The sequence below is a fragment of the candidate division KSB1 bacterium genome (assembly GCA_016214895.1).
Taxonomy (GTDB): domain Bacteria; phylum Electryoneota; class RPQS01; order RPQS01; family RPQS01; genus JACRMR01.
This window is the reverse complement of sequence record JACRMR010000020.1, coordinates 388061-402205: the sequence shown is the minus strand read 5'-3', so window position 1 is coordinate 402205 and position 14145 is coordinate 388061. Positions and strand designations below refer to the sequence as shown.

The 14145-nt window shown below is 60.6% G+C and carries 6 protein-coding genes; 1 reads left to right on the top strand and 5 read right to left on the bottom strand.

All coding sequences use genetic code 11. The features are described from left to right. The first annotated feature begins 95 nt into the window (after window positions 1–95). Complete coding sequence (locus tag HZB60_11475; GenBank protein MBI5060387.1) at window positions 96–4388, top strand: hypothetical protein; 4293 nt, start codon at window positions 96–98, stop codon at window positions 4386–4388. Between the two features lie 116 nt (window positions 4389–4504). Here HZB60_11475 and HZB60_11470 read toward each other — a convergent pair whose 3' ends face one another. From HZB60_11470 to HZB60_11450, 5 genes are read right to left on the bottom strand one after another with little or no spacing between them, the layout of a single operon-like run. Next, the gene (locus tag HZB60_11470) at window positions 4505–6556 is read right to left on the bottom strand and encodes a T9SS type A sorting domain-containing protein (protein ID MBI5060386.1); all 2052 of its coding nucleotides are present in this window, start codon (window positions 6554–6556) and stop codon (window positions 4505–4507) included. Further along, entirely contained in the window at window positions 6553–8178 is a 1626-nt protein-coding gene (locus HZB60_11465) for a beta-N-acetylhexosaminidase (protein MBI5060385.1), read from the bottom strand. The genes HZB60_11470 and HZB60_11465 overlap by 4 nt, the downstream gene beginning before the upstream one ends. Further along, on the bottom strand, window positions 8175–9152 hold the full coding sequence (locus HZB60_11460; GenBank protein MBI5060384.1) for a glycoside hydrolase family 130 protein: 978 nt from the start codon (window positions 9150–9152) through the stop codon (window positions 8175–8177). Before HZB60_11460 ends, HZB60_11465 begins: the two co-directional genes overlap by 4 nt. Then, window positions 9145–11082 carry a sodium:solute symporter gene (locus tag HZB60_11455; protein ID MBI5060383.1) on the bottom strand — a complete coding sequence of 646 codons (1938 nt, stop codon included), beginning with the start codon at window positions 11080–11082 and terminating at the stop codon, window positions 9145–9147. The genes HZB60_11460 and HZB60_11455 overlap by 8 nt, the downstream gene beginning before the upstream one ends. Window positions 11083–11100: 18 nt before the next feature. Beyond that, complete coding sequence (locus HZB60_11450) at window positions 11101–14145, bottom strand: glycoside hydrolase family 92 protein (protein MBI5060382.1); 3045 nt, start codon at window positions 14143–14145, stop codon at window positions 11101–11103.

Below are 14145 nucleotides of genomic sequence, written 5' to 3'. Positions count from 1 at the left end.
GATTTTGCCGACGCGCTAACCCATATTCTAACTGCGATACTGTCTAACCGGCACAGCAGCTTCTTGTCACCACGCAAAAAAAGGAGAGCTGAGTCATGAAATCCTTTATTCTTCTGTTGCTCTGTGCGATCATCGCGCTCCTGTGCGTCGCTCCACAGAGTGCTTCGGCTCAATGCGAAGCGACCGTCCTCGTCTCCGCGAATCAGGAATCCGGGCCGCCCCGCTTCAGCGTCTCGGTGGCTACCAAAGACCTCCATTGTATGACCGGCGGAATGATCAATGTGTCTGTGCAACCGCCGGAAGCCGCGACATTCTACTACGCGATCGACTCCTTCTTCGATGTCTTCACCGAGTACGCGGTCATGGACGGCGAGGGTGTGATCAACTATCCGCCGGGAGTACCGTTTGAAGTCATCACCACGGTAAACTTCTTTGATCCCGTCTATCCGCCGCAAGTCATTGTGGAACTCGTCTGGATCGATCCGCTGGACGGAGTCTTTAAGTACTTTCGACCGGGAGGCACGCCACCCGATGACGTTCCTCCGGTCATGACCCCGGGACAGTCCGTATGCTTCCTCGTGATCCACAAAGTGTACCGGATTCCCCTCGTCGTTCCGCCCGGCGCCGGCATGCCCATCATCTCCGTCAGCCCCGGCTGCACCCCCGCGGACCCTTGCTTCGATCCGTACGTCTGTAACCCCGGCGGGCCGTACGATTATCGCGCCGACGTCATCTGGTTCAACGGACAGTGGATGCTCGAATTCGAATACTCCAATCCCATGTTCGAGCCGTCCTGCTACTGTGTCAGCTACACCGGCAACCTGCCGCTGAACTACGACACGACGCCGCTGCTCGCGCTCGACGAACGCGAGCAGACCGTCGCCATCTCGATGAACATGGGCCTCGCCATGGACGCCTGCGGCACCTATGAGCTGTTTTCCTATCCTGCCGGAGCCGCGATCGGCGGCGGTGGCGGCGGCGGTGCGCTGCCGTTTCATGTCTCGCCCATGAATCCGCGGATCGCGCAGATCATGGTTGCGCCCGGAATGATGCTGCCCGGCACCATGTTCACACTGGCCGCGCACCTTGATTACAGCGTCGATTGCGCCGATGCCGAGACCGAGTGGATCGTCGAACGTGTCCGCGTCAACTCCTATGGAACCCTTGAGCGCGTCGATGTCGGCGGCGAATGCGATGCGGCGATCGTTTCGGTCCCGCGTGAAATGGACTTCATGCAAGCCGAGTGCTTCGTCGTCTGTCACGATGTGTACTACGTGCAACTTAACACGCCGGTCAATGGCACGCCCTCTGTCAGCGTCGCGCCGGGCTGCTACCCGCCGTGTGTTCCGCCGTTTCCCTGCACACCGGGCGATCTCATGAACTGCGTCTATTGGACCGAACGCATCGGCGCGCATTGGTACTTGCGCTTCGAATACTCCAACCCCGCCATCGAACCCGTTTGCTACTGCGTCACGTACAACGGCCTCGTCATGGTCCCGGTGGAACCGTACGCGCTCTCGGTGTTCGACGAGACCACCCAGTCTGTCCACGTTTCCCTGTGGGGCTCCAGCCCGACGATACCGCTGAACGGCACCCTCGATATCCGCGAACAGCCGCTCTGCGATGATCCGTGGTGGAATGTCGAGAGCTTCTTCGATATTTACATGGCGCCGCGACACTGGGAATATCCTTACCCCGCGACCTGCTACCTGCCCGGCGAGGCCTTCCAGCTCGTCAGCACGATTACCTTCAATGATCCGATCATCCCGCCCGTAACCTACAACGAGTGGGTGATCGTGGACGGCATGGGCATGATCCACCCCTTCGATGATCCCGATCAGCCGTGCACCGGTGACTTCGTGCCACCGATGATGAACGTGGGTGAAGCCGCCTGCTTCGTCGTCTGCCACGACATCTACGAAGTGACCATGAACGCGCCGGCGGGTGCCGGTCAGCCCATCATCACCGTGGTACCCGGCTGTGAACCGCCCTGTGTCCCACCGGTCGCCTGTATCCCCGGCGGTCCGGCGGACTATATGTACTGGTTCACCGAAGCCGGTGGTGTCTGGACGCTGCACTTCGAGTACTCCAATCAGTTCATCGAACCCGTCTGCTACTGTGTTACTTTCGTCGGCTACCAGACCACCGTCGAGACTCACGAACTCGCAGCGCTTGACGAAAAACGTCAAACGTTCGATCTTAGCGTGACCGCGTGGGATCTCGGAGGACCGGTGGCTCCGGTGGATGGCTTCGTCACCGTGCGGACCGCTCCGCCCGGAGGCTGGGTCGGTGGCTACGTCGAGTCCTTCTTCGATGTGTGGTACGATTGGCATACCGTGCGACCCCCCGTCGCGCGCGGATCATTCACCCCCGGCGAATCGTTCCAATTGATCGCCGAATTCCATTACACCGATCCGCCGCTGCCGTCCCGCATCCTCAGCGAAGACGTCATGGTAACCCCGACCGGCGGCTTGCAACTCGTGGATGCCGGTGGCGAATGCGCGGCCGGCGGCCTGGAATCCATCCCCGCGGTCTTGCGCTTCGGCCAGCCCGAGTGTGTCATCGCCTGTCACGACATCTACCATATCCCAATCGAATTCCCGGAACCGGGAATCCCGACCGTGTCGGTCCAACCCGGTTGCGGACCGGTGACATCCTGCAACGATCCCCTGTGCAATCCGGGTGACTCCTGGAGCTATCGCGCGGACGTGTTAATCGTGGGTGGATCATGGATCCTTGAGTTCGAACATTCGAATCCGCTGAATGAACCGGCCTGCTACTGCTTGACAGTCGGATATTCGTCCGGGATCGATGTCGAACCCTGGCTGCTCATCGCGCTTGATCCGACCCACCAATCGCTGGATGCGACGTTACGGCTCTCAAATCCGGCATACGTCGTGAGTGGAGTACTCAATGTCCACGCCGATCCCGACATGACACTGATGGTCCCGTTCGACAATCTGTCCACCGAACCACGTCATTTCGAGATCCCCGCCTCGCCCGGCACACTGCCCCCCTTCGCGAACTTCGAGATGTCCGCCGAGGCAACCTTCGATCACCCGGACATCCGGCCCGTGCGCGCCGTGGAGATGGCCCAAGCCGTCACCGGCGGCGTCGATCCGTGGTGGAATCCCGCGCCGTGCAGCGGGGACATGGTGCCGCCCATGATGATGCTTGGCCAGTCGGCTTGCTTCGTCGTCTGCCACCGCATCTATCAAATTGCCCTTGACGCGCCACCCTCCGTAAGGCCCGTTATCAGCGTGGTCCCCGGCTGCGACTTGCCGATCTGCCCGCCACCCATCCCCTGCACTCCGGGCGGTCCCGAGGACTTCACCTATCACACCTACTTCGACGGAGCCCAGTGGTGGCTCGAATTCGAGTACTCCAACCCCTTCATCGAACCCGTCTGCTACTGCGTGAGCTATCACGGCGTGATGCCGCTCTGCGAACCGCACGTGCTCGCCGCGCTCGATGAAATGTATCAGCACCTCGATGCATCCGTGGCCGTGTCCAGTCCGTCCGGTGATCTCTGCAATGCCAGCGGCTTCATCACCGTCTTCTCGTCACCCGCGGGAGCCTTCATCGGCCCGTACGTCAGCGAGTTCTCCGGCGTGAACGAGCAGTGGCACCACATCGAAGTGTTGGTCGCCAGCGGCGACTTCATGCCCGGCGAGACCTTCGACCTCATTGTCCACTATGACTTCGTCAATCCGCCGCTGCCCGATCAGTGGTACGTGGAGCCGGTCGTGGTCGTCGGCGAGTTCCCGAACATGTATCTCGAAAATGTTGACACCGGCGGCGAATGCACCTACACCAATCTCCCGCCCTACGGTATGGATCCGGGCATGTCGTGGTGCTTCGAAGTCTGCCACGATGTGTACCACATTCCGCTCAACAACGCGCCCGCGATCCCGCAGTTCATCATCACCCCCGGCTGTTACGGCCCCGCAGTGGACAACTGCGAGCCGCATGCCTGCACACCGGGCGGCCCGTGGGACTATCGCTGGGACGTGCACTACGAACCACCGTTCCACATGATGGTGCTCGAGTTCGAATACTCCAATCAGAATATCGAGCCGGTCTGCTACTGCGTTACCTTCGTCCAACCGCCCTGCAGCGCCGTCACAAACCTGACCGCCCTGCACCGCTACGACGACCTCTCCCTGCAACGCGAGATTCATCTCTACTGGCGCGCGCCGCAGGCCGGAGCGTATCGCATCTTCAGCACGGTATTGCCGAATCACACGACCGTCCCGCCCAGCCCCGAGTGGGTCGAAGAGGCCGCGATGCTCGTCGGCGCCCCCGGCGATGTCGAGTGGGAAACGGTCTGGACCGGAGAACTCTACAAGAATTACGTCGTGATCTGCGACTGCTCGATCATGCCGTAAGCGAATCTCATTTCCTCAAAACGTGCAGAGGCGGCCCGGTGTGGCCGCCTCTGCTATTTCGAGTCTCCCTCCCGAGTGTCCGCCTTTCGGGAAGGCAGGGGGGGCTCATCTCTGCCTCACCTCAGCAGCAACAACTTCACCGTCCGCGGCGCTGCGTCACTCGCCATCCGGCAGAAATACACACCCGCCGTCAATCCCGTTGCGTCGAGCGTGAACTCCTGCTCGCCTGCGGGCAGCAGTCCTTCATGCAGTTGCGCAACCCGCCGTCCCGTCACATCATACACCGCGATCGAAACCCGGCTTGCCCCCTCCAGCGACAAGCGAATGGTCGTGGAGGGATTAAACGGATTCGGATAGGCGGTCAGCAGGTCCATGGCTCGTGGAACGACCGGCAAATCCTCCGCCGTCCCCTGCTGCGGAATTACGAAGCGCCAGACTTCTGTCGAGCGCACCGTGTCACCGCCCGCGATCGCTGACACCCACCAGTCCACCGCGATGTAATCGTGCTCGGGAAGTCCTGTAATCTCCTCCCAGGAGGTGGCGCGGATCGTATCCGCCACATCGGCAAACGTAACGTCGAATCCCTCGCCGTAGTACACATGAAATTGCAGCGAGTAGCGGACGTCATCCCCATCGGGATCCGTCGATGCATGCCAGACACAAGCGAACTCATACGACTGCAACGTGTCGTCATCCGCGGGCGCGATCAGGTTGAAGCTCGCTGGCGGTTGATTCGGATTCGCGTCACCCAGCGATCCGTCCACGTTCACATTCTGCACGTAAATATCGCCGCTGGAGTCGTTGCGCTTGTCCGACCACACCGCGATGGTCATCGCCGCACTGTTCAGTGCGGCGTTCATCCGGCCCTTCTCGCTGACGACCGAGCACAACGTGCGCGGCGACCCGGGCCAGGTCAGACCGCCCTGAGTATCCGCACGGAACGCCTTTACCAGGCTGTGCAGTCCGCTCCCCGGCACAAACTCCTCAAAGACACATACCGTGCCCTGCGGATGCGCGACCGCCCGCACATGGAGTCGTTGCTGTGAACTGAGTGCTTCAAAGGCAATTCCGTTGTCGCCCCACTGCCGCGCCCCGGCGCGAATCGCCTGACCGCCTAAGCCCCACGTGCTTTGATTCAAGTCGGCGGTCATGTAGTACAGGATCAGATCTCCGGTCTCGCCGACGAAGGCCGCCGCCGGGTCCATCTGCAGCTCGTTCGCCGCCAGCGACGCCTGCACCCCGTTCAGCGCCCACTCCGGCGAGCCGTCCGACTGCAAGTGCTGCGCGTAAACATGCAGCCGATTCGCATCATGCGAGTCATACCAGTAGCAATAGGCGCCGTTCAACAGGTCGGGAATAAGCTCCGGCTTGGCCGCCATGCCCAAGCCCCCCGCCGACGAAACCACGACACCGGTATCGCCCCACAAGACCTCACCGAGCGCGTCAAAGCGTTGCGCGAAAATGTGCTTCGGACTCCAAATCTGCGAACCACGATGCACGAGGTACTGCACGATCACGCCGTCACCGCTATCGGAAACAACGCGCGGAATCGAAACACCGTAGGCGCTGGTCAGCGTGCGTACCGCCGGGCTCCACTCATCCTGACCATTCGGTGTGACGCGGCGTAGATTGATCATGTTCCCCGCGTCCGCCGCCTGCTGCCATGCGAACACAATCGAGCCGGACGTGGTGACGCAAATCCGGGGATCCGGCTCGAAGTCCCCGTTGTCCGACAGGGTAAGTCCGTCCGCACCCCAGATCAGCTCGCCCGCCGGACTGACGCGATACGCATAGATGTCGCGGTCGCCGCCCGCGCGAATGTCGTTGATCGCCACGATCGCATAGTCCTGATCATCCACCGCCAGATCGAAGTCCGTGATCCAGCTCTCCTGCGGATGGTGGCTGATCAAAATCCCGTTGTGCGCCCACTGCGGAACGCCATTCGCACCAAGCCGCTGCAAATACACATCCCAATTCCCCGAGGCCCAGTCATACCAACAGACATAACAGCCCCCGTCACTCAACGCCATGACCTTAGGCGTCGCCTGTTCTCCCGTGCGATCGCAAATGACCAGATTGGTATCCGCCGCCCCGGGCCAGGCCGCCCACAGCGGAGTACTCGTCAGCACCGCAAGCAGACCGATGGCAATCTTCATCGTGTGACTCATGCCACACCTCCGTTGCTTAGGTTTTCCGCCGCCACTCGTTCCAGCGACGGAATTCGTTCACCGACATCCGCGCACTTCAAACCAACCGCCTGATACCTGCGTCGCATCACCCGGAGCCGCTGCTCAAACTCGGCCCAGTCCCGCTTTCCGCCCGGTGACCATACCACTTCGGCGAAGGCCGCCAGGCGCGGCAACAACATGTATTCGGCGTGCTCAGTTGTCGGTATGAACTCGGTCCACAGGTTCGCCTGCGCGCCGAGAATGTGCGCGGCCGCCGCCCCCTCAAGCGCGGACGGCACTGGTTCAAACTCGAAGACCTTCTCAAGCGGCGTGTACCCCCCAAAGGCGAGTGGTTCGCGCTCCGGGGAACCTTGATAGTGATCAAAGTAGCAGTGTGACAAGGGACACATGACCACGTCATGCCCCGCGCCGGCCGCTTCCATCCCTGCCTCCGGACCTTTCCATGACATCACGACGGCGTCGGGAAGTTCCCACTCGTCCAACAGCTCTTCCCAGCCCACCGCGCGCTTGCCCTGACTCTTCAAAATCGTCGCGACTCGTTCCATAAACCAACCCTGCAATTCCGCCTCGTTTCGCAAGCCCTCATCCTCAATCCGCTGCTGACATCGTGGACAACTTTCCCACACTTGCTTGTCGGCCTCGTCTCCGCCGATGTGAACGTACGGCCCCGGGAACAAAGCGCAAACCTCAGTCAGCACATCGTCGAGGAAATCAAATACCGTTTCCTTCCCCGCGCACAGCAAATTCGTGATCGGCCAGTATTGCCCCGTCGGCACCGTGAACGGACCGCCGCTGCAGGACAGCTCCGGGTAAGTCGCCAATGCGGCCATGCTGTGCCCGGGCATCTCGATCTCGGGCACGATGGTGATTCCGCGTTCCTGCGCGTACGCCACGATTCCGCGAACCTGCTCCTGCGTGTAGAACCCGCCGTAGTCGGATAACTCGTGCGAGCGCTGCGCCGCACGGTCATTCCAATGCTCCGTGCGCGACGCCCGCCACGCGCCGATCTGCGTCAACTCCGGTCGCCGCCGGATCTCGATCCGCCAGCCCTGATCGTCCGTCAGATGCCAGTGAAACATGTTCAGCTTGTGCATCGCCATGATGTCAAGATAGCGCTCGATGAACGGAGCGGGGAAGAAGTGGCGGCTCACATCAAGCTGAGCTCCCCGCCACGGAAATTGCGGCGTATCACGAATCTCCGCGCACGGTACGGTCCACTTCAATGCACCGTGTGCCGTGGTTGAGAATACCTCCGGCGGCAGCAACTGTAACAGCGTCTGCAGGGCATGCTGAATACCGACCTCCGCCCCGGCGCGAATCTGCACCGCTTGCTCCCCAATCTCCAGACTATACGCCTCGCGCTGCAATGACGCGTTTGCAGTGAGCTCGATTCCGATTGACCCCGCGCGCCATCCGCTACCCTGAACAACCGGAAAGGGAAAACCTGAGCGCTGCCGAACGTGATCGGCAAAGCGCTGGATCACTGAGGACCTGAGTAGTGAAGCACTCAACACCGTAAGCACCGTCGATCGATCGAGTACGAACTCTCCTGACTGTGCCTGCAACGAGGCCGGCCGGGGTATGATCGGATAGCGAGTCACAGCGCGAGTCCCGCCGCGCGCAATAGCGAACCGACGGTAGCCGTCGCCAAACCGACGACCGTGTCCGCCGCACCGTAATAGACAAACACAAGATCATCCACTTCCGCGACGCCATCCTGCGCGCCCGGCACGACGGCTCCGCTGGGAAACACAACATTCGGAACTTGTCCGGTCAACTCATACGATTCGCGCGGTTCGAGGATGTTGCAGCGACTCCGCGCTACGACTTGCGTCGGATCCGCCAGATCCAGCACGAACACACCTGCCTGATAGATATTGCTGCTCGCAAAATGTGTGGCCACGCCGTGATAAATGCACAGCCAGCCATGCCGCGTCCTGATCGGTGGCGGACCTGCGCCGACCAGTTCATCCCAATAGTGAAACCGACCGGCGATCAACGATGTCACAGGCTTCCAGCCCGCGAGGTCGGCGGATTCGCTGAGCCAGATTGCGTTCCCACTGACCGGTCCGCCCGCAAGTTGCACCCGGTTTGGCCGATCCAGCCGCAAGTACTTGCCGTCAATCCGTTCGGGAAAGAGTACGCCGTTGCGATTGTCGTCGGCGGAAACCAATCCGACAAACTCGTACTCATGCGGCGTCCTCGATTTCAACAGTCCTAACTTGCAGCCGTCCTCCATGTCGATGGCCACCATCGCATACAGCACGCCGTCGATCTGCGTCAGCCGCGCGTCATAGACGTGGTAGATCGGTGTGGAAACCTGCTCCAGTCCGATAATCCGCACCCGTTCACGATCCACGGTAAAGCGTTCCCCGTCTGTACTGCGTGCAATCATGAACGATGTCTCTCGCCCGCGATTCTGCACTCGCAGCAGCAAAAGCGTCTCGTCTCCGAGCCGGATCGCTCCGGGATTAAACACGGCGCTGACGTCCGCCAAGTCCGGTGTCAACGGCGGGATGTCCCTTCGCGTCAAGATCGGATTGGCCGCGGCCCGCAGCAAGCCGGCGTCACTCACGCTCTTCCGCCCTCCGCACAAATCCGTCATCGCCGTGATCACGTTTCATCGTTCTCAAGAGCCGCAACATCTCCTTCAAATCGCGCAGACCGCCGACGGTAAACCAAACGATAATCAGGAGCGATGCGGCAACGTTTACCAAGATAAACGTCCGCCAGAATGTCAGCCAAGCGCTGTCGGACACCTCGCCGGTAAGATTGAAGTAGCTGCCCGCCAGAAAGGCCATGGTCCAGACGGCAGTCCAGGCATAGGCAATCAGGTAAATCAGCTTGTCCCCGCGCGTAAACTCCTGCCCCATGCCCAGCATTCGCAAGCCCCGTTGCGGGACCTCGTCGACCAGCCGGGTCTCGCCGGCGATGGCGTGCGCGCCGCGATGCAACAGGCTGTCCATGTCAAAACTCGGTCGCTTGTCGAACAGTGACACCAGCACATAGACGAGAGAGGAAACCGCCATCGCAATCCCCCAGAACATCTGACCGTTAATGAAAAAATCGGAATCCAACTGATGAATGACAATCCCGCCGACCGCGATGGTGGACCCCGTGATCAGCGCACTCCACGCCGCCGGCGTGGTGCCGCGCTTCCAGTACAAGCCGCCGATGATCACCGCCCCCGAGCCGCCCGTGAAGATCGCTCCCGTAATCGCAAAAAAGAGAAAGATATACTCGCTCTGTTGAAATACCAGACTGAACAAGAAAATGAACACGCACACGCCGACGATCGACCCCCGCAAAACCCGCAGATGCTGCTCCGGCGCGAACGGCCGCTTCCGAAACGGCATGACCACGTCCTGCACGAAAATGCTGCCCCACGAATGCAAATAGCTGTCGTGCGTCCCGATCGTCGCCATCAACATCACCGTCGCCAGCGCGCCCATGAACCCCACCGGGAGCAGCTCGCGCAGCACCAGCGGAACCCGCAGTTGACTGCGAAGCGCTTCAGAATCGACACCGCTGAGCACGGACTCCACCGCACCGGTCGGCGCGCTGAACGCTGGATGATGCAGCACCGTGTAAGCGATCACCGGCACAAACACCAGCATCAACCATTTCGGAATGTCGCGCAGATTGCCGAGCACCTCGCCCATCTTCGCCTCGTGCGCCGTGCGCGCCGACGAGTTGTACGCCTGCGTCCCCTGCCAGGACATCTTCCCGTAGATCACTCCGACCACTCCGATCAGGAAATACCAGAGATTGAAGTCCTTGACCCGGCTCGTGTGATACGGATTGATCAGCGAGGCGTCCGGCGGTGCCGTGGAAACCGCCGCCAGAATCTGTGCCCAATCGACAATCACGAGGAAGTAGATGACAATCAGGATGAACACCGCGTTCACAAAGATCCCCTGCACGAACTCCGTGAGCATTACGGCAATCTGCCCCCCCGCAAACAAGAAGTAGAGCGCGATCGACAGGAAGATCGCCATCACCACCGCCAGCATCGGCAGCGCGAAGGGCCCCATCACCAGCGACTCCGGCAGCCCGCAGAAGTAGATGAAAAACCGCGCGCCCACCGCGGGGAAAATGCCGAAATTCACGATGCCTGACGTAAATGCAAGCAGTCCCGCGAATATGCGAAACCGGCGGCTGTAGCGAATCTCGAAAAACTGCGCTACCGTGAGCGCGCGCGTCTGCCGAAACCGGTAAATCACCCAACCCGAAACCGTGATCGCAAGCAGCACCACGCCCATCGTGAATTCCCACCACCGGAGCGAGAACCCCGCGACGTAATTCATCTCCCACATGCCCACGATCGTGATCGAGCCCAGCGCCGACATCCCCTGCGATACACTCAGGAGGTAGCGCCCCGCGGACCGCCCCGCGGAGAGAAAGTCCGTAACGCTCCGCATGAAATGCCGGCTGAAGCGCACCAACGCGACCAGCCCGATCATGCTGAGCACGACAATCAGCCAATCAATCAGCCGCAGCGTCATGGGGCAGCCCGCCCGTGGCTAATCAACATGTCCCCAGCTTCGGTTCGGTTCCGGTCCCATCTGAAAGCGTAACTCGCCGCCGCCCATCAGCTCCGCATGGGTGATGTACAAGCGGTCGAACTCACTGCCATTCAGCGTCGCGGACTGAATATACACGTTCTGCTCGCTCTGGTGATCGGCAATGACCTCAAACGTTCGCCCCGCGCCAACAGAAATCGCCGCGCGCCTTACCAGCGGACTCCCGATCCAATACTTCCCATCCGCCGGATTCACCGGATAGAAGCCCAACGCGCTGAACACATACCACGCCGACATCTGCCCGCAGTCCTCGTTTCCGCAGAGTCCGTCGATCTGATCCGTGTAGAATTCGCGCATGATCCGCCGCGTCAACTCCTGTGTCTTCCACGGCTGCCCGCAGAAATCATAAAGGTACGCGATGTGATGACTGGGCTCATTTCCATGCGCATAGAGGCCGATCAACCCTGTCATGTCCGCAGTCGCGCCCTCGTCTTCAACTTCCGAGTCCTGCGTGAACAACCAGTCCAGCTTCATCGCGAACTTGTCATTCCCGCCCATGATCTCGATCAGGCCCCGCACATCCTGCGGCACATACCAGCTATACTGCCAGGCGTTGCCTTCGGTGTATTCCGGCTGCTTCCCCGTGCCAAACCGCGGATTGAACGGCGACACCCACTTTCCGTCAAACGTCTTCCCCCGCATGAAGCCTGCTTCACCGTCGTACAAGTTCTCCCAGTATCCCGCGCGCTGCTGGAAGTACTCCGCGTCTTCCGTCCTTCCCAGCGTACTCGCCAGCTGCGCGATGCACCAGTCGTCATACGCGTACTCCAGCGACTTCGACACCGACTCGCGCTCCTTGTCCCCCGGAATGTAGTTGACGGGCACGACCGGGAGCAGCGTTACTTCATGCTGCGGCAGCGAGTTTGCGCCGACGATGCGAATCGTGCCCGACGTAGGTTCGGTTAGCGCCTGAACCGGGAAATCCCAGTGACTCAGGCCGGGCAGCGTTCGATGCTCGACACTGCTCAGGCCGCGGCCGTAGTTGAGTTCGGCGACCGCGGCGGAGGCCGTCAGGTGTTCATATTGCAGACGAAATATCTGAAACAGGGTTCCATCATCATCGGCGAGCGCGTATTCCTGAACGAGACTGAGAGTGTCGCGACTGGCATGCTGGAACGTCATGTACCAGTCACTTGAGTTACCATTCTCACCAACGATCTTCAGTGTCAGCGGCTCGCCCCTCTTCAGCAGCTTTGTCGGCACCGTCAAATAGCATTCGCCAAACAAATCGTCAAACTGATCTATGTAGGAAGGGCAGAAGATCAACTGCGTCCCGTTCGCGCCCTGCTCGCTCCACCAGAGTCGGGAAGTATCCGTGGCGGTGGTGAAGCTCAGCCACTTCTCGCCGTTGCCGTAGAGCTCAAAGCGGTGTCCGCCTTTGTACGTGGCATGCCCCGCCACCCACATGAACGTCACCGCGTGTTGTTCGATGTTCCGTGGCAGCGGCGCCGTCTTCCACTCGATGCTCATCGTCCCGTCCGTCGCGCGTACGAGCAGAGCGTCGTTGACGTACGGATACGACGAATGATAATGAATCGTTTCGCCCGCGATGCTCTCCGCATATCCGGGGACTACCGCGTCGCCGGAGATCGCGGCCCTCCGGAAATCCTCCGGCACCTCAATCACCTGCGAGTTCAATTTCGCGAGCAAAGTATCGAGCGGTTGCGGTGTGACCCGATTGTAGTATTCGAGCCCCCGGCGATCATCCCCCGCGCTCGCCTTCATCGCTGCCAACGCCCGTTGCGCATCAAATCCCGTGAAGCCCTTCTGATAAGCGTCGGCGATCACCGGCACGGCATGATACCCGATCATGCACCACGTTTCATCGCCCGCCAACGACCAGACCGGGAGATTTCCGTGCTGATCATGGAAGACTAACAGCGAGTTCACAAAATCGTTGACGCGTTCGGGCTGCACAATCGTGTACAGCGGATGCGCCGCGCGATACGTGTCCCAAAGCGAAAACGTGCAGTAATTCAGGAACGCACCGTCATGCGCCAGTCCGTCGCCGCCCCGATACGTCGAGTCCGTGTCGCAGAAGAGCGTCGGCGCGAGGAAGGAATGGTAAAGCGCTGTGTAGAACGTGACCCGCTGAGCTTCATCAACGGATTCCACCGAGATTCTGGACAGCGCCGCATTCCAATGCTCCCGCGCGCGAACTCTACACTCGTCGAAATCCCAACCCGGCAGTTCGGCCGCGAGATTCCGTCTGGCTCCATCGACCGACACCGCGGAGATTCCCACCTTCGCCAGCAGCGGCTGCTGCGAGTTGCCGAAATAGAGTGCGGCTTGCACCGCCTTGCCGGTTGCCGTACGCAGGCCTGTCACCGTCGGCTCGTTGCGTTGCAAGACACTGGCACGAAGCGAACGCGAGAACCGCGCAACAAAATAGAGTCGTTGCTCCGGAGACCAGCCCGACGAATACCGGTAGCCGGAAATGGTGGAGTCGTTTTCAATCGTCAGCCCACACTCCGTCGGCGAATCCTCTTGCCCGTAACCCAGATCAATCCGCACAAAGGCCGAATCCCCGGCACCAAAGTGGTAGCGATGAACCCCAACCCGCTCCGTTGCCGTCAGCTCCACGAATACGTTGTCACTAAGACGCACCGAATAGTACCCCGGTCCCGCAAATTCATCGGCATGCGAGAATGTCGCTACGGTCGGAGAGCTGAGCACCGGCGTGCGTGTACACGGCGTGAACTGAATATCGCCCAAGTCAGCGCACCCCGTACCGCTCAAGTGCGTGTGACTGAACCCCACTATCGTATCACAGGACCAATGATACCCCGAGCACCAATCCCAGCCGTTCTTGCCATTGTCGGGCGAAAGCTGAACCATGCCGAACGGCACGGTGGCCCCGGGATACGTGTGCCCATGACCGCCCGTGCCGAGGCGTGGGTTTACATAATCAGCCGGAGGGCGTTGTGCGGAGCCTGACGCCGACATCAAGAGCATCAGCACGAGCGAAACGGAAAGTCTGTTCAT

Coding starts and splice junctions, on each gene's coding strand:
- HZB60_11475 (MBI5060387.1), top strand. CDS start 96: ATGAAATCCTTTATTCTTCTGTTGCTCTGTGCGATCATCGCGCTCCTG.
- HZB60_11470 (MBI5060386.1), bottom strand. CDS start 6,556: ATGAGTCACACGATGAAGATTGCCATCGGTCTGCTTGCGGTGCTGACG.
- HZB60_11455 (MBI5060383.1), bottom strand. CDS start 11,082: ATGACGCTGCGGCTGATTGATTGGCTGATTGTCGTGCTCAGCATGATC.
- HZB60_11450 (MBI5060382.1), bottom strand. CDS start 14,145: ATGAACAGACTTTCCGTTTCGCTCGTGCTGATGCTCTTGATGTCGGCG.